24 protein-coding genes are annotated in these 26,779 nt (G+C 55.9%); 11 read left to right on the top strand and 13 right to left on the bottom strand.

The genetic code is table 11. The annotated features are described in order from the left end of the window. Positions 1 to 10: 10 nt before the first annotated feature. From ACQYWX_RS17515 to ACQYWX_RS17500, 4 genes are read right to left on the bottom strand one after another with little or no spacing between them, the layout of a single operon-like run. Complete coding sequence (locus tag ACQYWX_RS17515; RefSeq protein ID WP_216738707.1) at positions 11 to 709, bottom strand: tyrosine-protein kinase family protein; 699 nt, start codon at positions 707 to 709, stop codon at positions 11 to 13. Then, the gene (locus ACQYWX_RS17510; RefSeq protein ID WP_431685761.1) at positions 709 to 2,886 is read right to left on the bottom strand and encodes an SLBB domain-containing protein; all 2,178 of its coding nucleotides are present in this window, start codon (positions 2,884 to 2,886) and stop codon (positions 709 to 711) included. Before ACQYWX_RS17510 ends, ACQYWX_RS17515 begins: the two co-directional genes overlap by 1 nt. A gap of 18 nt (positions 2,887 to 2,904) precedes the next feature. Continuing rightward, positions 2,905 to 3,741, bottom strand: coding sequence for an OmpA family protein (locus ACQYWX_RS17505; RefSeq protein WP_431685760.1), 837 nt, complete (start codon positions 3,739 to 3,741; stop codon positions 2,905 to 2,907). Continuing rightward, entirely contained in the window at positions 3,738 to 4,094 is a 357-nt protein-coding gene (locus ACQYWX_RS17500; protein WP_216738704.1) for an STAS domain-containing protein, read from the bottom strand. Before ACQYWX_RS17500 ends, ACQYWX_RS17505 begins: the two co-directional genes overlap by 4 nt. A 306-nt stretch (positions 4,095 to 4,400) precedes the next feature. Between ACQYWX_RS17500 and ACQYWX_RS17495 the strand changes: the two genes are divergently transcribed. The 3 genes from ACQYWX_RS17495 to ACQYWX_RS17485 all read left to right on the top strand — a co-directional run bounded on the left by ACQYWX_RS17495 (position 4,401) and on the right by ACQYWX_RS17485 (position 5,838). Further along, positions 4,401 to 4,874, top strand: coding sequence for a hypothetical protein (locus ACQYWX_RS17495; protein ID WP_431685759.1), 474 nt, complete (start codon positions 4,401 to 4,403; stop codon positions 4,872 to 4,874). A gap of 45 nt (positions 4,875 to 4,919) precedes the next feature. Beyond that, positions 4,920 to 5,360 (top strand): hypothetical protein, encoded by a 441-nt coding sequence (locus ACQYWX_RS17490; protein WP_431685758.1) that lies wholly within the window; start codon positions 4,920 to 4,922, stop codon positions 5,358 to 5,360. A 109-nt stretch (positions 5,361 to 5,469) separates the two neighbouring features. After that, positions 5,470 to 5,838 (top strand): hypothetical protein, encoded by a 369-nt coding sequence (locus tag ACQYWX_RS17485; protein WP_431685757.1) that lies wholly within the window; start codon positions 5,470 to 5,472, stop codon positions 5,836 to 5,838. 535 nt (positions 5,839 to 6,373) lie between these two features. Here the strand turns inward: ACQYWX_RS17485 and ACQYWX_RS17480 are convergent. Together ACQYWX_RS17480 and ACQYWX_RS17475 are read right to left on the bottom strand one after the other, a co-directional pair. Next, positions 6,374 to 7,060, bottom strand: a complete 687-nt coding sequence (locus ACQYWX_RS17480) for a hypothetical protein (protein WP_279508468.1) — start codon at positions 7,058 to 7,060, stop codon at positions 6,374 to 6,376. A 237-nt stretch (positions 7,061 to 7,297) separates the two neighbouring features. After that, entirely contained in the window at positions 7,298 to 8,611 is a 1,314-nt protein-coding gene (locus ACQYWX_RS17475; RefSeq protein WP_431685756.1) for a D-serine ammonia-lyase, read from the bottom strand. Positions 8,612 to 8,739: 128 nt separating this feature from the next. Between ACQYWX_RS17475 and ACQYWX_RS17470 the strand changes: the two genes are divergently transcribed. The 3 genes from ACQYWX_RS17470 to ACQYWX_RS17460 all read left to right on the top strand — a co-directional run bounded on the left by ACQYWX_RS17470 (position 8,740) and on the right by ACQYWX_RS17460 (position 11,261). Next, positions 8,740 to 9,636 carry a LysR substrate-binding domain-containing protein gene (locus ACQYWX_RS17470; RefSeq protein WP_431685755.1) on the top strand — a complete coding sequence of 299 codons (897 nt, stop codon included), beginning with the start codon at positions 8,740 to 8,742 and terminating at the stop codon, positions 9,634 to 9,636. Positions 9,637 to 9,764: 128 nt separating this feature from the next. After that, positions 9,765 to 10,241 carry a DUF6210 family protein gene (locus ACQYWX_RS17465; RefSeq protein ID WP_431685754.1) on the top strand — a complete coding sequence of 159 codons (477 nt, stop codon included), beginning with the start codon at positions 9,765 to 9,767 and terminating at the stop codon, positions 10,239 to 10,241. A 276-nt stretch (positions 10,242 to 10,517) separates the two neighbouring features. Then, positions 10,518 to 11,261, top strand: a complete 744-nt coding sequence (locus ACQYWX_RS17460) for a hypothetical protein (protein WP_431685753.1) — start codon at positions 10,518 to 10,520, stop codon at positions 11,259 to 11,261. 29 nt (positions 11,262 to 11,290) lie between these two features. Here the strand turns inward: ACQYWX_RS17460 and ACQYWX_RS17455 are convergent, their stop codons facing one another. From ACQYWX_RS17455 to ACQYWX_RS17425, 7 genes are all read right to left on the bottom strand, one after another. Continuing rightward, positions 11,291 to 12,010 (bottom strand): sugar transferase, encoded by a 720-nt coding sequence (locus ACQYWX_RS17455; RefSeq protein ID WP_431685752.1) that lies wholly within the window; start codon positions 12,008 to 12,010, stop codon positions 11,291 to 11,293. Then, on the bottom strand, positions 12,003 to 13,193 hold the full coding sequence (locus ACQYWX_RS17450; protein ID WP_431685751.1) for a glycosyltransferase family 2 protein: 1,191 nt from the start codon (positions 13,191 to 13,193) through the stop codon (positions 12,003 to 12,005). The genes ACQYWX_RS17455 and ACQYWX_RS17450 overlap by 8 nt, the downstream gene beginning before the upstream one ends. Before the next feature lie 49 nt (positions 13,194 to 13,242). Next, entirely contained in the window at positions 13,243 to 14,340 is a 1,098-nt protein-coding gene (locus tag ACQYWX_RS17445; protein WP_431685750.1) for a glycosyltransferase, read from the bottom strand. A 27-nt stretch (positions 14,341 to 14,367) separates the two neighbouring features. Beyond that, complete coding sequence (locus tag ACQYWX_RS17440; RefSeq protein ID WP_431685749.1) at positions 14,368 to 15,867, bottom strand: GumC family protein; 1,500 nt, start codon at positions 15,865 to 15,867, stop codon at positions 14,368 to 14,370. A gap of 3 nt (positions 15,868 to 15,870) precedes the next feature. Beyond that, positions 15,871 to 16,308: a hypothetical protein gene (locus ACQYWX_RS17435; RefSeq protein WP_431685748.1), complete on the bottom strand. Its 438-nt coding sequence runs from the start codon at positions 16,306 to 16,308 to the stop codon at positions 15,871 to 15,873. A gap of 91 nt (positions 16,309 to 16,399) precedes the next feature. Next, positions 16,400 to 17,617: a glycosyltransferase gene (locus ACQYWX_RS17430; RefSeq protein ID WP_431685747.1), complete on the bottom strand. Its 1,218-nt coding sequence runs from the start codon at positions 17,615 to 17,617 to the stop codon at positions 16,400 to 16,402. A 3-nt stretch (positions 17,618 to 17,620) separates the two neighbouring features. Continuing rightward, complete coding sequence (locus ACQYWX_RS17425) at positions 17,621 to 18,343, bottom strand: acyltransferase (protein WP_431685746.1); 723 nt, start codon at positions 18,341 to 18,343, stop codon at positions 17,621 to 17,623. Positions 18,344 to 18,629: 286 nt separating this feature from the next. Here ACQYWX_RS17425 and ACQYWX_RS17420 point away from each other — a divergent pair, with 286 nt between their 5' ends. From ACQYWX_RS17420 to ACQYWX_RS17400, 5 genes are all read left to right on the top strand, one after another. Beyond that, on the top strand, positions 18,630 to 20,318 hold the full coding sequence (locus ACQYWX_RS17420; RefSeq protein ID WP_431685745.1) for an asparagine synthase-related protein: 1,689 nt from the start codon (positions 18,630 to 18,632) through the stop codon (positions 20,316 to 20,318). Then, entirely contained in the window at positions 20,315 to 21,529 is a 1,215-nt protein-coding gene (locus tag ACQYWX_RS17415) for a glycosyltransferase (RefSeq protein WP_431685744.1), read from the top strand. The genes ACQYWX_RS17420 and ACQYWX_RS17415 overlap by 4 nt, the downstream gene beginning before the upstream one ends. 2 nt (positions 21,530 to 21,531) lie before the next feature. Next, positions 21,532 to 22,941, top strand: a complete 1,410-nt coding sequence (locus ACQYWX_RS17410) for a lipopolysaccharide biosynthesis protein (RefSeq protein WP_431685743.1) — start codon at positions 21,532 to 21,534, stop codon at positions 22,939 to 22,941. After that, the gene (locus tag ACQYWX_RS17405) at positions 22,929 to 24,299 is read left to right on the top strand and encodes an O-antigen ligase family protein (RefSeq protein WP_431685742.1); all 1,371 of its coding nucleotides are present in this window, start codon (positions 22,929 to 22,931) and stop codon (positions 24,297 to 24,299) included. Before ACQYWX_RS17410 ends, ACQYWX_RS17405 begins: the two co-directional genes overlap by 13 nt. A 117-nt stretch (positions 24,300 to 24,416) precedes the next feature. Beyond that, complete coding sequence (locus ACQYWX_RS17400; protein WP_431685741.1) at positions 24,417 to 25,388, top strand: glycosyltransferase family A protein; 972 nt, start codon at positions 24,417 to 24,419, stop codon at positions 25,386 to 25,388. Positions 25,389 to 26,779 lie beyond the last annotated feature (1,391 nt).

The following is a 26,779-nucleotide window of genomic DNA, read 5'->3' as shown; positions in this document are numbered from 1 at the left end:
GCATGTCTCCCTATAACGGCAGATTCAGAAAACGGCTGGACTGAACCCAGCGGCGAAGGCGGGCGGCGAAGTTGGGAAAGCGGCGCGCCAGTCGGCTGATTTCCCGCTTCAGTTCCGCGGCGAGGCCGGGGTTTTCGATGTCGTTCATCACCGCGCCGAGAATGCGCGCATCATGGGACTTCAGCTTGTGGCAGGCGTGCTCCAGATCCGCCTCCGTGGTGGCGCCGGATTTCACGATCAGAATGCAGGCCTGACTGGCGGCGCAAATCAGTTCTGCTGGAATGTTTTGATGGTTCACCGCCTTTAACGGCGAGGTATCGAAGACAATGGCGTCCACTTGGCTTTCCCAATCCTGAATGACTTTCCTGATGAGTCCTGTGTCCCTGAAGCCGATTGATGAATTCAGTGTAGCAGTTAAAACCTGCATGTTTTGCCCGGCCTCAGCGATGGCGCTGTGGCTGGAGCCGTTGTCCAGCGACCAGGCGGCGCGCGGCAGTTGAAAGTGGATATCGGCGGAGGGGCGGAACAGGTTCATGTCCACCAGCAGGGTTTGCCTTCCTGAGGCGCTGTGGCGTCGGGCCAGGGCGTAGGCGAGGGTGGAGCAGCCGTCCCCGGAGTTGACGGCGGCCACCGCCAGGGTGCGCAACCCTTTACCCAGAGTCTGTGCGTAAACATGTTCGATTTCGACGAAGTTTTCGATAGCGGGCATCACAGCGCTCCTATGATTCCAACCACGGAAATGATCTTGAACACGCCTTCCAGACTGCTGCTGAGCGTGGCCCAGTGGCTGTCGGACTTATCCGGTATATACAGCGTGTCTCCGGGGCGCAGCACCGGCAGCTTGCTCATGTCCGGCTCCTTTACAAAGCTTTCCAGATCGAAGCTGCTGGCGCTGTCGGCGCAGCAGGAGGTATTCACCACCACAATGCGCTCGATATAGGCGCTGGCGGTGGCGCCGCCCGCCTGGGCCAGCAGGTCCAGCACGGTCATGTCGTCGCTGAAGCGGTAGCGTCCGGGTTTGTTGACGGAGCCCAGCACTCTCACGGTGTTCTCTTTGCTTTCCTCCAGCCAGTTACGGTCTTTTTCCGGCACGAAGATGGAATCGCCGGGTTTGACCACGGGCAGCAGGGTCTGATCGCCGGTTTCAAAGTAAAGCGCCAGGTTGAGCTTGGAAATGCGCGCCTGAGCGCCGTCCCGATGCACCACGCGAATGTTGTGGATGTCCGCCGAGCCATTGGGACCGTCCGCCGCGGAAAGAATGTCGAGAAAGGTCATCTCTTCATTGAACATATAGCGACCGGGAGCGCCCACCTGACCCATGATGTAGATGGAATTCTCTTTCGCCTGACGCACCCATTGCGCTTTGTTGTCCGAAGGATCTTGCGGCAGTTCCGGAATGATCACGGAGGTTCCCGCGTCGAGTTGTGGAATCTCGCTCAGGTCGCCGCCGTATTTGATGAAGCGGTCCAGGTTGAAGGTGCTGGACAGGACTTTATCGCCGCTGCGACGCATGATTTTGATGTTGGCGATATCGGCGCGGGCGGTAGGGCCTTGGGCGTGTCCCAGCAGGTCCATCAGGGTCATCTCGTCGGACCATTCAAAGCGGCCGGGATTGTAGACCTGACCGATGATTTCCACGGCGCGATCCGGTGGCGTTTTCAACCAGGAGGCTTCGTTGACGTCGGTTTTTTCCGGTACGAAAACCGCGTCTCCCGGCGCCACTTCCGGCAGGGCGACGCGACTGACGCCTTCCGTATAGGCTTGCAGGTCGAAGGGAATCACCGCGCCGTCCGCCTTAAGGATGCGAATCTGCCGCGATTCGGCGAAGCGGGTGGGACCGCCGGCGTTGGCCATGATGTCCAGCAGTGTTGCCCCGGGCTTGCCTTCAAAAGCGCCGGGTTTGAACACCTCGCCCATCACGTAGACCACATTAGCGCCGGCTTTGATTTCGTCCTGCTGGATGGGCACGAAAATGGTGGAGTTGGGCTTCAGTTGCGGCAGCAGCGACGCGTCGCCGCTTTCCAGATAGCGCTTGAGATTGAAGTTGTATGGAGCGCTGTCCGAGATGATTTTGATCTGTTCGACCGCGGCGTAGCGGGTCACGCCGCCTGCGCGCATGATGGCGTCGATGACGCTGTAATCCGGCTCGTAATTGAAGCGTCCCGGACTTTTCACTTCGCCGAAGATGCGCACCGCCTGACGGTCGTCGCTGGCGTCGCCGCTGGCCGCCAGGGTTTGCGCGTCAAAGTCGATCTGCACATTGCCAATCAGCGGCGAAGCGGGAATAAACAGGCGATCCAGAGAGCGCAGTGGCGGCAGGCTGGAGCGGTCGCCGGAGTCCAGGTACGCCTTGTAGCTGAAGTAGATGATGTCGTCGCCCCGTTGAATCTGCATGCGGTCCAGTTGCGCGCCGGGCAGCAGTCCGCCCGCCAGGGTGATAGCGGTTTGCACGTCGCCGGCGATGGGCGTCAGCACGCTGCCGGGGTTCTCCACATAGCCGGAAACGTCAATGATGAGATTGCGTTCCGCCAGAGTCACCTGCAGGCGCTCCACATCCCGATAAACCTGTCCCAGCGCCAGCTGGATCATCTGCGTCGCGGCGCTCAGCGATTGTCCGGCGATTTTCACCGGGCCGGCTTCCGGCAGCAGAATGCGTCCCTCGCGATCCACAGGGAAGTTACGATTGAACGCCTGTTCGCCCGTCAGTCCCAGATAGAGTTGATCACCCGGTTGTAACGGAGCAGCCGTCTCTTCAGCGCCTACGTGGCGGCAAGTCAGCAGTATTCCGATCAGCGCCGTCAGCCAAATAGTCAACCGCGTCAGGCGAGCGCCTTGCTCAGACTTTCTGATCGAATGAGGGATGATAGGGTGCGTTTGACTTGCCATAGTGATCCGGGTCCTGTTTTAGAGGTAGCGTCCCTGTAAATGGGACTCCCAATCGCGCTGGGGAATGGGCGTTGATATTGCGCCGCGTTGTTGCTGGCGATTGAGGTAGATTTCCACCCGACGATTGAAGCCATGGGAGTGGCTGTCCGCGTCCTGCAACAACGTCTGTTCTTCGCCCTCGGCTCGGATCTGGATGCGCGTCTGCGCCACCCCTTGTTGCGCCAGAAACGCCGCAACCGCCTTGGCGCGGGCCTGGGCCAGACGCTGGTTGGCGTCGTTTTCGCCACGCTGGTCCGTGTGTCCAATCAGTTCGATAGAGACAGAGTCGTCTCCCAGCAGGTAAGCGGATAAACGGGTGAGATAGCCCTGATATCCCTCTGACAATTCCGACTGGTTTACATCAAAATGCACCAGCATGGGAAAGCCGTTCAAGGTTGAGTCAGAGCCATCATGGTCGCCGGCGACCGCGCAGGTGGTGTGTTCGTTGAGGTAAGCCAGCTGGGCGTTGGCGCTTTTCGTCTCTTTGTGCAGAATCGCCAGACTGTTGTAAGCGTCCGGCAACAGCCCCGCATCCAGCTCTCTGAATGCGCGATTTAGGCGTTGTCTAAGCGTTTTAAGCTGGGCGGGAATGCAATAGTCACCCCCCAGCAAAGTCAGCGCATCCAGCTCCAGCTTTTCCAACTGGGCCTGTTTGGCGAGACTGTCCTGATCCGGCTTGAAACTGATCTGATGATAACGCTGCACCTCGCCGCTGCGGATTTCCGCCGCGCCGCCTTTGCCTTCCTCCGGCCAGCTCTGACAGCCGGCGAGGGCGCACAGACCCGCTCCCAGGATCAGCAGACGGGCGCGTCTCATGCCCGCTGCTCCTGCGCAGGTTGCTGCAAGGCGATAAAGCTTTTCATGGTGTCAAAAGACAGAATGGTGCGGTCGATCCGCAACAACGTCGCCAACCGCTGCGGCTGCCCCTGCAACCCCACCAGCGCCATCTGCCGACGGTTGGCGTGCAGCTGCTTATAGATGAAAACCAACGCGCCGATGCCGGAAGAATCCATGAAAGACACATCGCTCAAATCAAAAGCGACTCCGCCAACATGATTCAAAGCCGACTCCTCCAACTGCTCGCGGCAATGCTGCACCGCATTAGCGTCAAAAGTCCCATCCAGCGCGATGACGAGATAATCGTTGCAAGAATATTCAGTGATGTTCATAACGTCCCCAGGTCGTAGTGATAAAACTCACAAGACTAGGAGCAACCCCTGTGCCAGATTATTTTTGCAATAAAAACAATTGGTTAATGGGTGGCATCAGAAGTGGGAACGAGCTAATTCGCTTTTTGCAGTTGCGGATTGCGAAGATTTTGGGGGGCTTGATGTGGCGTTCGTTGTGACTTGAAACCAGAAAAAAGCACGCCTGATTGGCTGTGGTGCGCGGAACTTCGTTTCATGAGAAGTAGCTCGAAACTAACCCTGCGATTAAGATGAAACGTCCGAATGTGCTGAAAAAAGGCGGAACAAATGACCGACGAACTGGAGAAAAAGATACGCAGACTTTCTCCTCCTAAGCAGAAGGAGTTTATAGAACTCAGCCAGTTTCTAGACTATTTCAGCACGGTCTATGAAGATATTCCCCCCGAAGACCCCGTTCACCCGTCCCACGCGCTGGACAGCACCCTGGACGAGTTTGGCGCTGCTGCCGCACTAACGGGATTACGGGAAGCGATCAAGGATATCATAGAGGACACTTTGGACGTAGACGCAGAAACCTTGCAGCAGGTCGACGCCGACTTGAGTACGAATGGCCTGATCACACTCTCCGCATTGCGTTACAGATACTGGACGAAAATAGCAGGCATACGTAAACGAGGCCGTATCCGCAACGAATTGGAATACCACATGATCTCTGGATTGCTTGCAGATACCGAAAACGAACTCAGTGAAGAAGATACAGAACTGTTTAATCAAATGCTGATGGATTACGAAAGCCGGTAGTTTTTGCTGCGGGCGAGGCGGTTTAACTGGTCACAAAATCATAGTGTGAAGCTGATGAATAATGCGCGGCTTAAAAGTAGGGTTGATGCCGTAAATAACGCCACGGCTAATTCCGCCTGGTTCGACTTCGAAGTTTTCAGCTTTAATGCTAACGAGTTGATAATTCTGGGTAGCAGGGACTTTTCTTATTATCATCAACTTGAGATTAAATTTTTAGATGTCGCATACTTTTCCGGGACGCCTTCCTGGGGTAGCAATCCTCACATTACAGCTGTTTTCTCCTTGATCGAAGAAAGTAAGGCGCTGAAAGTACTGCAGGAGAAAAAGGTAAATGGATATTTTGAGGTATTTGAGTTTCCAACGGATGATGGCGCATCCATCATCATCGCAGCGCTGGATATCGTGGTAAACATGGATACGGTTTACTACTACTTGAGAGAGAACTTGAAGGAAAATGAGCGCATTGCGGACTGGGTCAAAAGTTGATGGTTAATGAATAGGCGGATAAATACAAGTAGGCTCTTGGGATCGTTGTAAGGTGGCTGAGTAGATGCAGTGGTCATGTAGGTATTTGAGATTTTAATGGAAGTGGTTTGTGCGTAAAAAGCTTGAAGATAATCCTGCTGTTGAAGCTGCAATAGAAAAATTCATTGGTGAATTCCTCCAGAAGCATCCCAAGAGCGATATTCCAGCCTGGTTTTTTGAAAAAACATGCCCTGGAACTATAGATGACGGTGATTACTGGCGGATTGCGATAGTTGCTAAAAAAAATCCCAGAAGGCCCTTAGAGTCAAATGTCTTCATTGATGAGGAAAGCGGAGAAAAGAGGTACGTGATAGCAGACTCGTATGAAGAGGTAATCTTGTTTGAAATGAGTTTTAAAAAATCCGACTTATCTGGGACTATTTTAACTGACGTTGATCTACATGATATTAATGATGGTGAATTGGCTGTGGTGAGCTAAGGAAAAGTATTCCTGCCGTACTGCCTGCACAAGTCGGCAATGCTCTGTGCATGTGAAATTTATGGGAACGTATACCCTGCCTTATATTAATCATTCAGCTCGTTCGCCAACAGAAGTTATGTCTGGGCCTGTTACAACTAGTGTGGCCATTCAGCTCCGCATGTCGGAAGGCGCTTCGCTTTTCCGACCTACCCACTTCTGATCGGAGGGTGGGGGGAGGAAACGTAGGTGTTCTGTCAAAACGCCTGGCGCTTTCTTTGGTCTGTATATGGGCGCAGAGTGAAACGTAGGTTGGATAAGCGAAGCGCCATCCAACACATACGCTTCAGATTTATCCTGAGAAAAAGCCCAGATGTAGATATCGCTTTGGCGTTGGTAGAGCCAAGCAAATTGATGGCTAAAGCCCAAACGGTTTCGCAGAAGTTGTTGAAATTCGTCCGTAAAGACCCTGTAAATATTCTGGATAGTCGAGCCTCATCATCACAATGAGGCTCCATAAATAACGAACAAACTCACACGAAGTTATATCGCCAGCTTAGACAATCTTTGTCGTGATGGACCATCCTTTCATGGTCAGTTGTGTCTGTATGCTGTTTCCGCCTAAGTGCGAGAGTCCGACGGGCAGCACGGTTACGCTGGGCCCTTTGACGCTTGCGGCTGCGTTGATCAAATGAGCGGCGATCCCCGGATTGCGTTCGTCTGATTTGGCCGCTAGTCCCTGGTCGACGACTTCGACGGTATTTTCACCTTCGGCGAACAACACGTCTTTCAAAAGCGTCGCCCTGTAATAAAACAGAGAGTGATTGATTGATCCGAGGTTTTTATCGGCGGGATCGGCAATGGTGAGCTTCTCCATCTTGGTCAGTCCGGCGCCTGATCCAACGATACTTCCGTTCTTGATAGGGAGTTCGACCGCCGCAATGGTCGTATGTTTGCTCCCTAATTTGCCGATGGCGGCGACCACGGCTTTGGCGCCTGCAATCATCAAAGTCTGATCACCGGGTAAAAGCGGCGATAACGTCTCCGTACTATGCTGCTCACCAAGCAGGACGATGAAGCTGCTGTCCTTCTTTAGAATAACCCCTAGCGGCATGCCAGGATCAGGCAACATAAGCCCGATGCCGTCAATCGTTAACCCTTTTTTGTTTAAAGGCAGATAAGTTAATTTATAGGCGTTGAGTACCGCATCCGCGTGATTTTTCGCCTCTAACTCTCCAGACATAAGAACTCCTTCCTTTTGTCGATTTAATGAAGTCTTTCACCGAATTTTTTCAGAGAACAGCGCCAGTAGGATCTCCCATAATCTTCCTGAGCGCCTTTCATAACTGGCTGAATTTATTGCCATCTTCATCATACTAAATAAACCTGAAATGTCCCTCAGTAAATTTGTCCGTTATTTTTAGGAGAGCGACTTTAATCTGATCCCAGATGAAGGCCGCCACTCTGTTCTACCCCGTTTTCATGTAGAAATTTTTACCGCTTTTGCGAGATAACGCTGATACTCCTCATCAGGAACAAAAGAGCCTCCCGTCAGCCAGGGGATATGCACGCTATTCGACATGCGGTGGGTGAGGTGATGTGAGTCTAGATACTTCTGTCCGGCCTCGGTCATCAGCATTTCAGGGCCGAGGCAGCCGATGGCCGCAGAGGGCTCAACTTCAATATTTTCCAGGTCTTTTAACAGGTAAAGCTGCTGGTAAAGCTGTTCATCCGTCGCCGTATACACGCCTGACAGGAGGTTGCGCGTGGCGTCGCACACCCACTGTGATGCGGCTCCGACAGCCAGGCCATCAGCATCTGTGCGGTTCTTTAAACCGAGTTCGTAGATGGAGGTCGGAACCGCGCCCGGTGCGCCAGCCATGCCAAGTAGCATACAGGGCGCCTGTACCGGCTCGGCAAAAAAGCAGTGAACATGGTCATTGAAAATATGTTTCAGGCCATAGGTAATGCCGCCTGGGGCTCCACCCACGCCGGCAGGCAGATACACAAACAGAGGATGCTCGGCATCCACCATAATGTTCAGAGTTTCAAGCTGCGCCTGAAGGCGCCTGGCTGCGACAGCGTAGCCCATGAAAAGGTTGGGGGATCGTTCATCATCGACAAAATAACCGCACGGATCGGCAATCGTCTCAAGGCGTCCGGCCTCAAGCGCCGCGCCATAATCGGCGTCATGCTCAACCACCCGCACGCCACGTTTTCTAAGGCGCTCCATTTTCCATTCTTTAGCATCTGACGACATATGGACTACTGTTTTGAACCCCAGCGCAGACCCTATGACGCCAATGCTCAGACCCAGGTTGCCTGTGCTGCCGACGGTGATGGTGTGCTGTGAAAACAGGTCGCGAGCTGATTGGGATGTGAGCGTACAGTAGTCGCTGTCTACGCCCTTAAGCACACCATGCTTCAACGCCAGGGATTCAGCAAAACAAAGCACTTCGTGAATGCCGCCGCGGGCTTTGACTGAGCCTGCCACCGGCAAGTCATGATCCGCTTTCAGGTACAGCGAACCGCCCACTGGATTGATCCTGCTGTTAAGCCGATCGGCTTTTATCAGAGAAGACTCAATCAGTCCGTGGCTGGGTTCGAGTTCGGGGAACAGTCTCTGTAGCAGCGGCGCAAATCGTTTGAGGCGGGATTCCGCCGCGTAGAGTTCATCGACGTCTGGGGTGGAGGGAGCTGAAGCCGGAATTTGATAATTTTTGTTTAGCCATACTATAGATTGGCTATTCTGGATGGCTTTAAGCCCGTCTTGGGCGATACTGAGAGGATTCATTGTTTATCCATGTTTGACTGGCTTTGTATTAATATGTTTGGAAATTCTGGGTTTTCGTTACTTGGAAAGCAAACGATAGAAATTCAACGGCTGTTTAGTATGGCTAAACACTAACGGGAAGGTTAACGATGTCAGGACTGGGTGCGCGTACCTTTTCCACGCTGATTTATTTTGAAGCCTGTGGCAGGTTATTAAGCTTCTCTGAGGCCGCCCGGGAACTCTATGTCACTACCGGCGCTGTGAGCCAGCAAATTCGCAAGCTGGAAGAACAGCTGGGAATCAAGCTGTTTGAGCGTCGCCCGTCCGGTATCCAATTAACGGCTAAAGGCAGCGAATTATTGACCGTGACGCGGCAATCAATTGACGCCATCAGGCTGACTATTGATCGTCTACAAACGAGCCCCAACGATTCCTCCGTCAGACTTACCTCTACGCCGTCATTTGTTTTTAAATGGCTGATTCCAATGCTCAAAGAGTTCAATCTCAGCCATCCCGATATCAAGATTGAAACCTATGCGGAAGCGGCGCTGCTTAAACTGGGCGCCGCTAGTTTTGATTTGGCCATCGATTACAGCGACGGCGAGTATCAGAACTTTGATGCGACGCTGCTGGTGGAGGAAATCCTGCTGCCGGTCATCAGCCCTGAGTATATGAAGGGCGCGAACTGGCGAGACCCCAGAATCTGGGATAGCGTCTCGTTGTTACATGATGCGATGCCCTGGCCAGATTCCCCCCGGGACGCAGAATGGCGCTACTGGCTGGACCGCTCAGGATTGCCTGATGCGCCCAGCCAGCAGGGCCATTACTTTAACCGTTCGGATATGGCCATCGCAGCTGCTGATGCAGGCCTTGGAGTAGCGCTTGCGCGCGGCTCCCTGGTAAAAGAAGAACTGGCCAGCGGTCGTCTCATCGCTCCGCTTCCCGCGACGCCTTCCTGTTGCAACTATTACCTGATCACCCCCAAAGGCAAAGCGATCAGCCATAACGCCAGCGTGCTGAAAGACTGGCTGCTCAGCAAAGCGTAAACGCCGCTCCCATGCCAAACTGAATAGACATAGGGAAAACCGTAGGTTGGATAAGCGAAGCGCCATCCGACAGGTACATTTAAACAAGATGCGTATGATCACGCAGTGAATAAATTCTGCTTAAGTATATGAATAAACCAAAAATATTTCTTGATCCAGATGGAACAAATGTTGGGTATCTCGGAGTGATAGTTGAACACCCAACAGGCGTTATTTATCAACAGCAGTGCGGCGGCACAGATTGCTGTCTGATGGAAATGGAAGGTTACTACATCCCTGTTGGAGGTGCGGGGAATGAGGGTTTATCAGTGGATGTGGATGAACTTACACGCGTTTTTCACCGCGGCAATAGCTGCTGGGCAGGAGGAGAGCCCTGTGGGCGCTGGCCAACTCTGCTTGATTCAGAAAGATTGAAGAAGCTGGAGTCTATTGTTGGCTCTATACCCATCTGGAGTAATGAGAAGGGTAGTAGAGAGTCCACGAGAAATTTATTAAAAATACACTATGCCGACGAGTATAGAAGGGAGCGCCAGATAATGGAGGCATGGGTTCCTGTTGAGACCCCAAATGGCGTTGGCGTGCTTGTCTGGTCTAATTGCGATTGATTTGCCATAAGACGATGCGAGCGGCTAACTTTACTTTCAGATTCAATGAATAGCTACGCAATCGCAGAATTGCCGCCAGATAAAACATGAGCGAAATTTTTGGGGACAAAAGCACAGTTGCTATCGAGTATGAGTTACGGCGGGAATTTGTGGTTCCTTGTGGAAGTTGTGTTTTATAGATGAATGGCATGCAGTACGGGGTCCGAGAGGAGCGTATTGTATTAGCTCAGGTAGGTTTATCTTTGCGCTTATCGGTTTTTATATGGGGCCTGAGAGATGAATTTATTTGATAGTGTGTACTTGGTTTTTAACCAGTTTTCCCTATTGGATGATGAATCAGTGGGATATATTGAGGATAAATTTAAAGGAAGGTTTCCAAAGGGCTACAAAGAGTATATTCGAAGGTTTGGAGAGGGCGAGCTATGTGATTCAATTAGAATTCACTCGCCAAACTATATTTTAAATAAGCACGAGGTAGGAAACTGTAGATTCTACGATGGCGCTCTGCCAGAGGGAAATGGTGGGAGGGAGTTGATAGAAGGTATGGTGGAAATTGGAAGAACATGGCTTGGAGATGTTATTGCATTTAACCCCGCTTTTAAGAACGGCGTTTACTTGTTTTATAGGCAAATGAATAAAGTGGAACTTATAGGGCGAGACCTATACGAGTCAGTAGAACACCTTTGCAATGAAGAACCTGACGATAGATGCCCCGGTTTTAAGTATTTTAAATCTCATGGAGTGTATTCTATATGTCAGTTTGTTCAGAAAGAAGAATGCGCTGAGACTGGCAGGATGTTATATGACACTGCAAGCTCTTTCTTTTATCCAGATCATTTATTTCTGCGTGAGAATGGATTTGATTTGTTTAACAAAAGATATGGCTTTCATATGTCATTTGAAACGCTTTGGGACGGACCTCCTTTGTTGACTGTATGGGTTGAAAGAGACAGTGAGAAATATGTAACGAATTTTGTAAATGAAAGTATGGTTCCATTGGGATTGGAGAGATATGAGTGAGCCCCAATACAGCGCCATGGTACCAGGGGCTATTGCCCCCGGCCTCGTATCATTACCCAGAAGGTTAGCAGGATAATTTCTATGTCAGTTTTCAGCCATGAGCTGAAGCTGGACAGGCAGAGTGAATAGGCGTGGTCGTAGCCGATTTTGTTTTTCACGTCTTCCAGACAGGCGTCGTAGCCTTGATGGACTTGGGCCATGCCGGTGATTCCTGGCGTCACGAAGTAGGTGCGTTCGATGTAGTAGGGGATGGCCCGATCCAGGTTGTTGCTGATGCCTGGGCGTTCCGGGCGGGGGCCGACGATGGACATTTCGCCGCGCAATACGTTCAACAGCTGCGGCAGTTCGTCCAGGCGCGTTTTGCGCAGGAAGCGGCCGACTCGTGTGACTCTCGGGTCGTTGCGGGTGGCCCAGACGGCGCCGGTTTCTTTTTCCGCGTCGACGCGCATAGTGCGGAACTTGATCATGTAGAACAGCTCCGTGTAAGTCGGCGTCGCGCGGCCGACGCGCAGTTGCCGGAACAACGCGGGCCCCTTCGAATCAAGACGAATAACCAGAATCAGCAATGGCCACACTGGCGCGCTGAGGGCAAGCCCCAGCAGGCTGACGGCAATGTCGAAGCAGCGCTTGGCCGCCAGGGTGGTGGCGGGGATATAGTTCGTCGGTGAATCAATGGCGGCTGTGCGCGTTTGCATCATGGTCGGCTCCGAGGCGTTCTTGGCTGCTTTGGTGAAAACAAAATCAATCATGATGGGCCTCCAGTTTGACGCGCTGCCAGCGGCCGTTTTCCTGTCCGGACAGATAACGTAACGCCCCCAGGGCATTGGCGAAGTGGCCGCTGACCAGGTAGTGCACCAGATTGACCGGTTTGGGCCAGGGAGCACTGGGCGTCAGGGCGCGAATACTGGCGAGACCGTAAACCAGTATCTGTCCCAGCAACAGAACCATCGCCAGCCAGGAGTGCAGCGACAGCAGTAGCGTGCACAAGAGAAAGACGACCAAAATCAGAGGCATGCACACCCGTAAAAACTTGCCGGAAATATAGTTGAACGCGGTGGCGCCATGCTTCGGATTCAACAGCGGCGTGAGCATCAGCGCCTGTTGCACATTGCCGGCGGCGATGCGCTTGCGACGCTGATGATCCATGGTGAGGCTGGCCTGCTCCAGCTCCACGGCGACGATATCCCGGTCATAGATGCAGCGACGGCCTTGCGCGACGATGCGCATGGGGAGGATGAAATCATCGTTGATGGCGTTTTCTGGCAGCTCCTCAAAAAGGCTGCGACGAAAACAATACAGGGCGCCATGAGCTCCGATGGTGGAGCCGACGACGCTTTCCATCTCTTTAATGTTGGTCTGATATCGCCAGTACGTTTCCTCGCCTTCCGAACCGGGAGTGAGTATCTGATAAGAGGCCGCCACGACGCCAACGCTGGCGTCGCGCATATGGCGAGCGACGATTTTCAGGGCGTCGATAGAGATCAGCGCAGAGGCGTCGGACAGTAACACCAATTCCGTGGATGTTTCCCGCATGGCCTGATTGATGATGGCGACTTTGCCCTGGTTGACCTCGTTGGCGATGACTTGCACCCGCAACTTTTTCACATCCGCTTCCTGCAGCGTGCGATGGATGATCGACAGTGTGTCGTCCTGCGAACCATCGTCGTAAATGCGGACTTCAAAGCGATGAGTGGGGTAGTCGAGAAACGCCAGATTACGCAGCTTTTCCGCAATCACTTCCGCTTCGTTATAGGTGGGAATGATGATGCTGAGTTCAGGGAAATCGCTATGCTCCTCAACCTGATGATGATGCAGGGATTGCTGGCGCTTGCGGTTGGCCCAGTAGCGCAACAGCACGGGATAGCCCACGTGATGGTAGACGATGATCAACCCGAGGATCAGCGTGCAGCTCCAAAGTAGTGTGTCGGTCATGATGATTTACCTCTTTGGTGGCGATTCTTGTCGTGTCAGTCGTCCGCGTTCAGCAGGCGACGCTGTGCAACTGGTCGTACGCGGCGACCATGCCGCGGATATCCCGGTGTCGCATGACGAAATCTCTGGGGTCGGCGCTCAACGTGGTGCGCAGGCTGTAACGCAGCGCCTTGGCCAGGGCCGCGGAGTTATCCGCTGGCACCAGAATGCCGGTAGTCGGACACAACGCTTCGCGGCTGCCGCCCACATCGGTGATCACTGCGCGTGCGCCGCAGGCCTGTGCTTCCAGGGGAGACAAGGGCATTCCTTCCGCTTTCGACGCCAGACAGAACACATCCAGCGCCTGATAAAAGCGCGGCATATCATCCACCAGGCCCAGAAAATGCACCCGATCGCTGAGATTAAGATCCCGCACCTGACGTTGCAGTTGCGCTTCCTGCGGGCCTTTGCCGGCGAGAGCGAGATGCACGTTGGGCGGCAGGCGAAACATGGCGTCGAGCAGAACGTCATGTCCCTTCACTTCATGCATACGCGCGGCGCAGCCGATGATCGCCTGATCATCCGGCAGCCCGAATGAGCGCCGTGCGGCGGCCTTGTCTCCAGGCTTGAAGCGACGCGTATCTATGCCGTTGGGAATCACCCGTGGCTGCGCGTGAGGAATACGGCTCCTGATGTGATCAGCGACGATTTCGGCGTCCGCCACCAGTTGCGGGCGAATGAATTTCAGGCATTTGGAGGCTAGGCTCTGATGGTTGTCCAGACCCAGATGCCAGGCGTCGTGTTCGGTATGAATCAACACGGGAATGCGCGCCAGACGCGCCGCCGCGCCGCCGTAAAGCAACGGACCGATATGATGGGTATGCACCACATCCGCCTTGAGGGTTTTGAACAACGCCGCCAGCTTCAGCAGTAGACGCGGTTGTAGACCGGGGGGTTTATCGAGGAAGTGCATGACGCCGGCATACTGACTCAGGCGCGGCCACAGGGAGACCATTTGCGACTCCCGACCTTCCAGGCTGACCAGATGCACCTCGGCGTTGGCGCCGGCGAAACTCTGCAATTCCAGACAAATGCTTTCAATGCCGCCCGGCGACAAATGCTGCACTACCTGGACGACCACTTTGCGCTGAGAAGATGTCGATGTCATGGGTATACCTCGTTAAATGGACTGCGATCAGGGTTCAACCGGCGTCAGGTCGCGAGCGGATTGAAATCCTATGGCGACTTGCCTGAAGTCCGGCAGGCGCGAGATGACTGGCGCGCCGATAATTTTTTCCGCCACATCGCGACGGATAATGCTGGTGTCGATAATTTCCAGAATCACGGCGATGGCTGCGCCGAGAAACAACCCGCCCAGGGCGCCGCTGATGAAATAGACCACCAGAGGCAGATTGATGGGCGCATGGGGCGTGAACGGGCGATCGATGATCTTGACCCGGTCGTGTTCTTCGAAGCGCCCCAGAGCGCCTGTGACTTTGGCCATTTCATAGCGCTTGAGCAGGTCGTCGTAGATATGCTGTTTGGTCACGATATCCCGCTCCAACTCCCGCAGTCGCTGTTCTACCTGGGCGAAGCTGTCGAGCTTGGTTTTCAGGCGCGTCAGGGTCTGCTGCAGGCTGGCGGTCTCTTGCGTTAGCTGCTGCTGGCGGGACTGCGCCTGCTGAATGGATTCCAGTTGCGACACCAGTAACGGGCTGACCCGACTGCCAGTGGCGCTGCGGTCTTCCCCTGCGTCAGCGAATTCCGCCGCCAGACGCCAGAGTTCGTCGATGTTCTGCGGACTCATGCGCCGGGTCTGGGTCACCAGCGTATCGCGCTCCTGACGCAGCCGCTGCAGGCTGTGTCTGGCGGCCACCACCAGGCTGTGTTTGTCGGTGTAGCGGGCCTGCAGTTGGTTCAGTTCGGCGCTGGCGCGAATGATGTCCGCCTCAATGGACGCCAGCAGTGGGTTGGCCTTGAGTAACTGCGTGTTTAGCGTCTCGATGGCGGCGTCAGCGCCCGCCAGCTCGACCTGTTTGATCTGCAGTTGCTTTTCCGTCTCCCGCAACTGCTCGATATCAAAGTGCATCTGCCCGGGCAGGCTGCCGCTGTACTGGGACTTAAACGTCGCCAGCGTGTTCTCCGCCGCCAGCAGCGCCTGCTGCTGCGCCAACAGTTGTTCTTCCAGAAAGTTTTCGGAAGCGTCGATGGAAGAGCGTTCCGGAGCGAGCAGCACATTCAGAAAATGCTTGGAAGTGACCTCCAGCGTGCGCGCCATATCATGAGGGGAGGAATCCGTCAGGCTGATTTTGATGATATCGGAGCCGATCAGCTCGACCTTCAGGGAGTGGGAAAGCCGGTTCAGCACCGGGTCGCCGATGCGGCCGCTGTCTTTATCGCCCAGACCCATTTCCATGGCGACTTCACCCAGCATATGGCGCGAATGCAGCAGCGCTTGCAGGGCCGCCATGCGCTCCTTGAGCTGGGTGGATACGGAGAAATCCGCCAGGAACGGATTCAGTTTTGACGTTTCCTGAATCAGCAGCGTGGTGTAGCTCTGATATTTCTTCGGTGTGACGGCGCCGATCAGCAAAGCCAGAAACGGCGCCGCCAGCAAAGGCGCTACGATGGCGTAGCGGCGTCGCCAGGCCGCCGCGGCCATGTAGTGCAAATTCAGGAAGACGCCGACGCGCATCGCTTACCCCTTGGCGCTCAGGCGCGCGCTGGAGGCGGGCAGACTGGGGTCGAAGCGGATGTCCACTGGCAGGCCTTGCATCGCTAACAAAGCGCGCAGCTTGCCGCCCCAACGCAGGCTTTCATTGAGCGCCTGGAACGGTTGCGCGGCGTCAGTGGCCGCCACTTGCAGCATCAACCCCTTGTCCAGACAGGCGGCGCAACGGCTGACGAAAGCCATGGCGCGTGCTTCCAACTGTTTCCAGCCTGGGCTTTGCAGGGGCGCGTCTATGGCGTCGATAGTCAGGGTCAGAAAGGCTGGCGCGGTTTCTTCAGCGGGCGTTTGCGTCATTGCGAACAGGGTTTGGTTGACGCGTTCTATGTCCATCCGTTCGCTTTGCATGGCGCATCCGGTCTGTAATAGAACCGCGATGATTGGTAAAGTTTTAACCCATTTGTTCATGTCGATGTCCGTCTGCTTGAGTGAGTTTGCGCGCCTGAATATCTGGCTTGTGATGAAGAGAACCAAAAAGCGTTCCAACTATTTTTGTACGTTAAATCAACGAACTATGAGCCGCCTTGTTTGGCTGCTCGCATTTTGCGTCGAGTTGTGCGGCGCTATGCGCAAATTGCTTCAGGCATTGTTTGACGGTTTGCGCCCGTCGCGACCAGGACTCCTGCGCGGCGGCTTGTCTGAGCTGGTTGGCGCTGGCGTGGAACGGGCAGGCCTCGATCTGCTTTAACGCATCGACGAAGTCCGCGGCGGAATCGGCGATGCGCAGCAGATCACCGTAGCTCTCCACCGCTGGGAAACGGGTGGAGACGATACTGGCGCCCGCCGCCATATATTCCCGCAGCTTGAGCGGGTTGCAGGCCATGATCTGGCCATTGCGTCGAAACGGCAGCAGGGAGGCGCGCCAGTGTTGCGCGTAGGCGGGCAACTCGTGATGCGGACGTGGTCCCAGCAGGCGGACATTGTCGAGGCGGCGCAGCGGCTCTACGTCAGTCTGAACGGCGCCGATGACCACAAAGGTCCAGTGGGGCAGGGCGCGGGCGCAATGGCTCATCAGCTCGACATCGAACCACTCCGACACCGAACCGTAGAATCCCGCCACCGGGCCTTCCGCCGGCAGATCCCCTGGTCGCGGCTGCGGCGAGCTGAACAGGCGGTAGTCCACGCCGTGAGGCAGCCACTCGGTTTTGGCGGCGGCGAAGCGATTCCCCAGGGTTTCGCTGGCGACAAAGATTTTGTCCGCCTTGCCCGCCAGTTCGGATTCCATCGCCGCGATGGGTCCGTGATCCACGCCCGCGAGACTGCGGAAATCGTCGCCACAGTAATAGACCACGCCACGTTCGCCGAGGCGTCCTACCAGGTCCGCCATTGACGGCAGGGAGGACCACAGAATCAGCGCGCTGTCTTTGCGGATATAGGGCGTCAGCTGGCGTTTGAGCAGCGCTGCGTTGAGTTGTCTGACCAGTCGCGAGCCGAACAGAGGAATCACTAACGGATTGATCAGGCGACAAGGCGCGGCGTCCTGCGCGCCCTGTTGATTTGTACGTTGAGCGTTGGCGCCTAAACGGGACATCAGCTTGCGACACAGACGCAGTAAATCATGTCGCGTCAGGCGCGGGCGGCGCAGTCCAATGGAGTTGACCCAGATGACCTCATAGTCGTCGCCAAGATGACGGATAAGGTGCTGGGTGCTGCTGGGATGGGCGCCCCAGTCTTCGCCGAAAACGATCAGTTGCGGCTTTTGCGTGGCGTTCATCATGGCTCATTCCTCCTCCGTCAGGGTCCTCAGCACTCGAGCTGGAACGCCCCCCGCCAGCACGTTGGCAGGAAGGTCGCGGGTGACCACGCTGCCGGCAGCCACAATGGTATTGCGGCCGATGCGCACCCCCGCCATCACGCTGACGCCGGTGGCTAGCCAGACGTTGTCCTCCAATATGATCGGGCCGACCTGGTCGTCGGTTTCAGGCTTGCCGGCGGCGCGCGCCGCCGCGTCCAGAGGATGACCGGGATAGCCCGCCAGAAAGGCGCGTCCGGCGATGCGCACGTTGTCTCCCAGAATGACTTCGGAACCCACGGCGATGGTGGTTTGCCAGCCGATGTCCACGTTGTCGCCGACGATCAGCCGGGGCGTATTGGGAGACGATGTTCTGCCTGAAAAGGTGGAGAGCCCTGATACCCGACAGTCAGCGCCCATTTGCACGCTCAGCGCCCCGGTGACCAGCGGCATGCCGGAGTACAGATAAAGGTTGCGGGCGGGGGATTCCAGCCGCGACTGAAACATTGGCGTCCAGTAGAAAATGCGTGACAGATTCTCCAGCATGCCGCTCAGGCTGCGATGAGCCAGATACAGCGGCTTGTGCAGAACGGGAATGCAAGGAATCTGAAAGCGACGAATTCCGAAGTAGACGGCGCGCAGTGCGCTCGCCGCCATGGAGTCGCTGTGTTTGATGCGGGCTCTTAATGTAGCCCCGGAGAATGTGTTCATCGTCGACCTCCTCGGATGGTTTGAAAGGTCCTACGCAGTTTGTGGGCCAAAGCGAATTATCCCCGAGGGATCAGAATCTTAGCCTGTGACAAGGGTGAAACTGGCCTTAGTGCGATGCCTTCGTCATGGCGTTTTGATTTGCAAATTACAAATGGAGCGGGATATCCGCCAAATCAAAATGAGATGGGAGTATCGCTAAGTCACTGCTGTGAAAGAATATTCGCGGGAATTTAACTAACTGGCGCAGATGTTGAAACGACTCGTAGCAAAACCATGAGGAACGAGTATGACTATTTGCAGCATCAGCATTCCCCTACAGCAGGGGCGCCCCGTCCTTTCATTGGAGCGTGACGCATCCGTTATGTTCAAACGCAATGCTCACAGCGCGTTGACGCACTTTTCCGGTCCCGGATTTCATCTGCTGGCGTGGGGAGATCCCGCGCACTGCGATCAGGATGCGGAAATCAGAGGCAATTGTCGTCGCGGTCTGTTCAAGCCTTATTGGGGCCGCTCCTGGATTTATGTCGACCGGGAACGCAATGAAGTCGCCGGCTGCACAGACCGCCTGGGTCTGTTTCCGATTCTTTATTGTCACCGTTCAAGCCAGTTAACAGTGACCTCGGATCGAGGCGTCATGCTGGAGTTGTTAGGAGACGAGGCGCAGATCAACCCGCAGGCGATGCTTGACTTGCTGGCTTTCGGGCAGGTGATGGACGAGCAGTCGATCATGCGGGGCGTCACGCAATTGCGCGCGTCCCGGTGCTTCCATTTTTCCAGCGATGGCCAGCTACAGTTGCGGGACTTTCCCCCTTATCGACTGCAGAAAGTGCGTTGCGCTACGCTCAACGAGGCTGTCGACGCTTTTGTCGGCGCGGTGGACAAGTGTTTTCAGTCCAGTCCACGAGTAGCGGTTTCCCTGTCCGGCGGTCTCGACTCGCGCTTGATTCTGGCGGCGGCGTTGAAGCTGGGGCATAAACCGGTGGCGTTCAGCTATGGCTGTCCCGACTCGTCGGACATGCGCATCGCCAGGAATATCGCCGAGTCCCATGGATTGCCTTTTTTCGCCGGCGATATGCGCGGCTCGGATCGCTGGACGTCCATGAAACGCATTGCCTTGCGGGGCGGCTGTGAAGTGCCGGTGCAACACGGCCACGCCCTGGCGGATGAAACGCTGCTGGATCAGACCCGGGGCTTTACCGTCATCACGGGGACGGGCGCGGAGACGTTCCGGGCCTTTTACTACGATCGCGGCGCGCCGGGTTATTCGCTGATGGCGGTGGAAAGGCTGGCCTCGCGCCTGCTGCCTTATGCGCGGCGATATATTCGGGAAGAATTCGGCAAGCTCGCCAACCCGGTCATTCGCGCATTCCCCGAACTGGGGGGACGTCTGGAAGCGCGCTTTCAGATGATGCTGGACCGCTATCACGATTGTGAAACTGACGCTGCGGATCTGATGGACAACGTCTATCTGGCGGAGCGGGTCGGGCGCATGGTGGTGTCCGGCCAACAACTGTTGGACAACGATTACGAGCGCTGCCATCCCTTCTTGCATCCCAACGTGCTTGAGACCCTGGGCGCGCTGCCGGTGCGTCTGCGCCTGGGCAGTCTGTTTCACCGCAAAGCCATCGCCAAACTAAGCCCGTCGCTGGCCAGCGTTGACTGGGATAAAACCGGCAGACCCCTGCGTTCGGGACTGCGCTGGCGGGAACGCTATCCGGGGCTGGCCGCCCGACTGGGGCGTCAGCCTTGTTGGGGTAAAGCGTCCAGTGGCGTGTTCGATTACGCCGCCTGGCTGGACCTGGATAACGTGGAGCCCATGCGCGCGTCATTGTTGCAGGAAGGTCTCAGCGAAGGAGACTTCAAACGCGGCGTCGACGCCCTGTTGACGGATGCCTCAGCGTTGCATGTGCGCGGTCTGAACATGGTGCTGGGTTATTTGAACTCAGGCCGTCGGTCGGCGGAGGGCGGGTTATGAACGCGATATGCCGAGGTGCGCAGGACCTGCCGGCGGCTGCGCCTCTGAAGTCGGTGGGTTATGTGCTGCCGCAATTTCCCGTGCTCACGGAAACCTTCGTAGGGGTGGAAATGCGGGCGATGCAGCGCCTGGGGCATCAAGTGACGCCCATCTCGCTATCTTATCCGCAGCAGGATGGACAACCCCGGGATGAAGCTTTGGCGGCGGGCGCCCTGTACGTTGGCGATTGCAGTCGTCGGCAGGGCTGGTTCACCTGGTTGAAGAACCTTCGCGGCTGGGGGCCCAGCGCCCGTTTTGCGTTGGGACAGGATGGCATCCGCGCGCGTTCGCTATTGTTGCAGGCCGCCCAGGTCGCGGCGCTGGCGCAGCACAGAGGATGTCGTCATCTGCATGCGCATTTCGCATTGCACTCCGCCGCCGTGGCGATCGCCGCAGCGCGGTTGATAGGCGTGTCCTGCTCATTTGTCGGCCATGGCTTTGATGTATACGTCAGCCCGGCGGACCTTCGCCTCAAGCTGTCCTGCGCGGATTTCAGCGTGGCGGTTTGCGGCGATATGGAACGACTGTTTCGCTCCCTGGCCGGTGGCGGAGCCGGGATTATTAACATTCCCTGCGGCGTGGAGCTGGATCGTTTGCCTTATCAGCATGGCCTGGGGGCGAGAGGTCGGCTTCTGTTTGTGGGGCGGCTGACGGAGAAAAAGGGGCTCAAACATTTACTGGAAGCGTTGGCGGCGATGCCTTCCGCGGAACGTCTCAGTCTGGATATTGTCGGCGAAGGGCCGCTGTCTTCCGTGCTGCGCGAGCAGGTCGCCAGCCTGGGGCTGCAGGAGCAGGTGTCATTTCTGGGCGGCCGCGAGGCGGAATGGATCAGCGCCGCCATGACCCGCTATCACGCTTTAGTGGCGCCGTTTTGCGAAGCGCCTAATGGCGACCGGGACACTGGACCGCTGGTTTTGAAGGAAGCCATGGCGGTCGGGCTGCCAGTGGTGACCACCCGGTTTATGGGCGCTGCAGAGATTGTTCGGCCTGATTGCGGTTTTCTGGCGGCGCCGGGAGACAGCCAGAGTCTGGCCTGTGCGCTTCAACATCTGCTGGATACCTCGGATCGGGCGTTACAGAAGATGGTGCTGAACGCGCGTAGACGAGTGGTGGCGGAATATTCCTCCGTGCGACAGGCGCGCCTGTTGTCACTGGCGATTCAAGAGTTGTAATCATGTCTTCGCTGTTCAGACAGGCAGTGTATTACGGGTTGGGGCTGGTGCTGATGAAGGGCGTCAGCTTCGTAATGCTGCCGGTGATCACCCATTACCTGTCGCCCCACGAATACGGCCGTCTTGATGTCCTGCTAACGCTGATGAATCTGCTGGGGCTGGTGATCGGCCTGGGGGTGGTGGACGCCATGTATCGCTTTGCGGGGATGGCCTCCAGTGAACAGCAGCGACGCAAAGTGATCGGCAGCGCGTATTTCCTGAGCTGTCTGGCGGGCGTGGCGGTCTTTGCTGTCACGCGTCCTGCCACGTCTTGGTTGAATCAATGGTTGCCGGCCAGCTACAGCGATCGGGAGTTGTCATTGTGTCTGGCGGCGTTGGCGCTAAGCGGATTTATTTCTGTGCCCCTGGCCTGGATGCGTATGCAGGACCGGGCGGAATGGTTCTTTTGTTTCAGTGTGGGCAAGGCTTGTCTACACGCGGCGTTGGTGTATGTGTTACTGCGCAGGGGGATGGGACTGGATGCTGTGCTGTGGGGCGCGCTTGTGTCCAATGCGGCGCTGGCTCTGGCGGCCTTGGCGGTGCAGAGTCGTCATGTGGCGCCTTCCTCTGCGGCGGCGCTGGCCAAGCCTTTGCTGAAATACGGCTTGCCTCTGGTCGGCGGCGGTCTGTGCATCTTCCTGACGCAAGGCGCTGAACGATGGCTGCTGGCGGGATTAGGCGGTGCGGAAGAATTAGCGGTATATGGCGTGGCGGCTCAGTTCGCGCTGGTGGTGGCGCTGGCGATCGAGCCCTACACGCTCTGGTGGTTTCCCCGTCGCTTCACCGTGTTGGGTCGCCCGGATGGCGTCGCCCTGAACGCCCATTACGCGGCGGCGGGCGCCATGATGGCGTTGTCCGTAGCCATTGGCGCGGGCTGTGTAGGGCCTTGGGCGCTGCGCTGGTTGCTGCCGCCTGAATACGATATGGCGGCCCAGTTGTTGCCCTGGCTCGCCTTGGCCATGGGCCTGAAACAGTGCTCTCATTTGATGAACCTCGGCTGTTATGTGGAAACGAACACCCGTCTGCCCACGGGGTTGAATGTGCTGGTCGCTGTTGTCGCCGTTCCTGCATACGCCCTTGCGGCGGCGCACAGCGGCGTCTTCGGCGTGGTGTACGCCTCCGTGTTGATATACGCCTTGCGCTTCGCGGTGTTCGTCTGCGCCAGTCAGCGTCGCTTGCGACTGGATTATCCCTGGCGTGATCTCAGCATCGTATTGAGCGCCGCCGTGTTCACCCCGGCGTTGATTCAGATGGATCAGTTTACTGCGGCATTATGTGTCGGTGGCGTAGGGCTGGCGCGCGCCGGGGCGACTTTATTGCGTAAGCAGCGTCTGTTGGCCGCATCTATGGAGACGGAGCTGTGCAAGCCCTGAGTCGGCGCAACCAATTGACGCTGGGCGCCGGCGGCGCGGCGCTGTTGTCTTTGGGGTTCTACTTTTCTCCCCATCCCTTGCTGGCGGGGCTGGCGCCCCTGGGAATACTGGCGGCGGTAGGCGTGTTCAGAGCGCCGTTTTTGGTTTGCCTGGGCTTTATTCTGTTTTCTTTCTTTCGCCTGCATGAAGCGTTTCCCGTCCTGGGGCCGTTTCGCATTCCGCAACTGCTGGCGCTGGCGTCGCTGGCGGTGCTGAGCTGGCGCTTATTCGTGTCCAGGGCCATTGAGGTGTACTGGAGCCGTGAGCTGACGCTGTTTGCGTTTTTCTTCGCACTGACCGCCTGCGGGGTGATGCTGGCGACTAATCGAGGCGCGGCCATGGGCGCATTTACCGGCACTTACGTCAAAATCGCCATCATGGTGCTGGCCATCGCCTGGCTGACGCGCACGCCAAGGGACTTTGCCGTCGCCGCCTGGGCGTTTATCGGCGCGGGCGTGGCGATCGCGTTGGTCGCCATTTCCAACAAGCTGAACGGCATTGGGTTGGTGGAGGGCGCGCGGGTCACCATCGGACGCGATATCGGGTCCATGATCGGCGATCCCAACGATCTGGCGCTGGTGCTGACGTTTCCCCTCAGTTTCGCCGCCAGCATGGTGCTGACCCGGGGGCAAACCCGCTGGCCGACTCTGCTGGGACTGCTGGCTTATGGCGTGATTGTATGGGCGATCTTGTGCACTCAAAGTCGGGGCGGTCTGTTGGGAATCACGGCGGTGACCGGCGTGTTGGTGTGGCGTCGGGTGCAAAACAAAATGCTGGTGATGATGCTCGGCGGCATGGCGTTGACCGTTCTGGTCGCCGCCGCGGGCATTTCCGATCGCGCCTCCGGCGGCGCGGCGGAGGATGGCATTGATGAGTCCGCCATGGGGCGAATATATGCGTGGCAGGCCGCGTTCAATATGGCGCTGGCGCATCCCTTCACCGGCGTCGGTATCGATAATTTCTACTCCAATTATTACTTCTACAGCCCGCATTGGGACGGCAAAAATCATGCAGTGCATTCGACCTGGTTTCAGGTGTTGGCGGAAACGGGATTTATCGGCATCAGCTTTTTCATCGTGTTGCTGGTGGGAATGTTTCGCAAGATTTTCAGTCTGCTGCGGCGCTTGAGTTATTCACCGACGCCCGACCGCACTCAGCTCATGATGACCAATGCATTGTTATCCGGACTGACAGGCTTCTGCGTGTCCGGAACCTTTCTGACGCAAGGGTTTATCTGGCCTCTGTATATTCTGCTGGCGTTGACCGTGGCGGCGGGGCGCGCCGCCGAGCGGACGCCGCAATGCGATGCGCCGGGATGATCCGTGTTATGGCGTCTTGGTACGTATGCTGCAAATACCTGCTTATACACACCCAGACAGGTTGTTTGGTCTGGCTTTTTTGCAATCTGCGAAGCGTAACGCTATTGAGGTAGCAACATGAGCACCCCTTTACCTTTGATCTCCGTCGTCATTCCTTCTTTCAACTGCCTGAAATATCTGCCCCATGCAGTTAATTCCATACTGGAGCAGGACTATCCAAACCTGGAGTTGATTATTGTTGATGACGGTTCAACGGACGGCTCCAGAGAGTGGTTGCGTAATTTCACCCTGGGATATGACGGAGCAGTCACTGCGCTGTACGACAAAGGCCTGGGCGCCGGCGGTGCGCGCAACCTGGGCGTGAGCTACGCCAAAGGGGAACTGGTGGCCTTTCTGGACGCCGATGACCTGTGGGAGCCAGGCAAACTGGAACGTCAGGTGGCGTATCATCAACAGAACCCGGATGCGGTGTTGAGCTTTACTGACTATGTGCATGTCCACGAAAACAACAGCGCGGTGATTTGCGGCTGTTTCGAATTCTGGCCGCATTTTCAGGAAGTCGCCTTAAGCGGTCTGCGAGCAGGGGATAAACGCGATCACGCTTATTGCACATTGGAGCGCGCCACATCGACTTTGTATGTCGAAAATGTCGTCGGCACCTCCAGCGTGATGGTATCGCGAGACGCCTTCTTCGCAGTGGGCGGCTTCGACGTCAGCCTGCTGTCCGCCAGCGACTGGGATCTGTGGCTGAAACTATCCACCGTTGGCGACGTAGGATTCACCCTGGCCCAGGACATGCGCTACCTCATTCGCCGCGGCGCCATCTCCCGCAGCATGGGCAAACGCCTGGCGGCGGTGAGAACGATTTTATCGCGACACATGGACACCGCCACAGCCCAGGACCCCCAGTCTCTCAGACTGGCCCAGGCGCAACTGGCGGCGGCCTACCGCGATTACCATCGCAGCCGGGGAGAGTGGTGGAAAGCAACCACCTCCGGCATGTCCGCCTTCCTGAAACAACCCACCCGCCGCCACCTCAAAGGCGTCATCAACAGCCTGCTGGCGCACCGGGAAGTACGTTTGCAGTAAAACGAGTTGGCTATGCTGGAATGACAACAACCACAATAAACCGTTCACCCTGAGCTTGTCGAAGGGCCACAGTCCCGCAGTGATCTTGAGCAAATCAATAACTCAACGGGAAATAACTTCCACTTGAGGGGGCTGGACTGGGATGAACGCTCTGGGAGGCCCTTCGACAAGCTCAGGGCGAACGGGATGAGGGTATCGCTTGTGGTTTGTTCACATGTCCTTTCCCCCATGGGAACGGGAAAAATCTGAATACGGGATTGATAACAACCACCAATAAACCGCTCGCCCTGAGCCTGTCGAAGGGCCACAGTCCCGCAGTGATCTTGAGCAAATTAATAACTCAACGGGAAATAATTTCCATTTGAATGGGGTGGATTTGGATGAACGCTCTGGGAGGCCCTTCGACAAGCTCAGGGCGAACGGGATGAGGGTATCGCTTGTGGTTTGTTCACACGTTCTCTTCATCATGTGAAAGGGAGCGATCTGAATACTGGATTGATAACAACCACCCAGAAACCGTTCGCCCTGAGCCTGTCGAAGGGCTGCAGTCCCGCAGTGATCTTGAGCAAATCAATAACTCAACGGGAAATAATTTCCATTTGAATGGGGTGGATTTGGATGAACGCTCTGGAAAGCCCTTCGACAGGCTCAGGGCGAACGGGATGAGTGGGTATCGCTTGTGGTTTGCTTACATGTCCTTTCCCCCATGGGAACGGGAAAAATCTGACTACTGAATTGACAACAACCACCCAGAAACCGTTCGCCCTGAGCCTGTCGAAGGGCCTGTGATATCGCCGCGATGGCGGGCAATATTACCTATCGGCACATAGATGCAAGCCAGCTTTTCGACCTTTCTGCTGATATAAAAAATACTGTTAATTGACTAATCTCTGCACGTTTTAAAATCGCAAATTTTTCAAATAAATAATGACAATATATTTGCTGCAGCCAGATAGTTACGACTATCAACAGCTTCATTTCGATCGGCGTCTGTTTCTGAGCAAAGCGAAAAATATTCAGGAACAGCGACAGTACTTAGCCTTTAGCCTTCACAACCTACCGTTAGAACCCTTTTGGGAAGGGAGTTGGGTTGGTGAGTTTAGGTCTGATGACGATGAGTCACATTGTCCAATTCCTGATATCAGCATGTGGGCCCCAGGAACGATGGTCCTCTCGCCGAAAGCGTATAAGGAGCTCGCAGAGCTGATTTCGACATGCGGGGAATTACTGCCCGTTAATTGCCAGGGAGAGCGGTTTTACATTTTTAATTGCATGACAATAGTGAACGCGGATGAAGCAGGTAGCAGAAGAACGATGGAGGGAGGGCGTGTTGTTTCTATCGACAAGCTGAATTTCAGTCCTACAAGTCGCGCCATCTTTAAGACTACGTA

This window comes from Hahella sp. NBU794 (assembly GCF_050749805.1).
Taxonomy (GTDB): Bacteria; Pseudomonadota; Gammaproteobacteria; order Pseudomonadales; family Oleiphilaceae; genus Hahella.
Note: the sequence above shows the minus strand (reverse complement) of the source record. Positions and strands in the feature narration are given on the sequence as shown.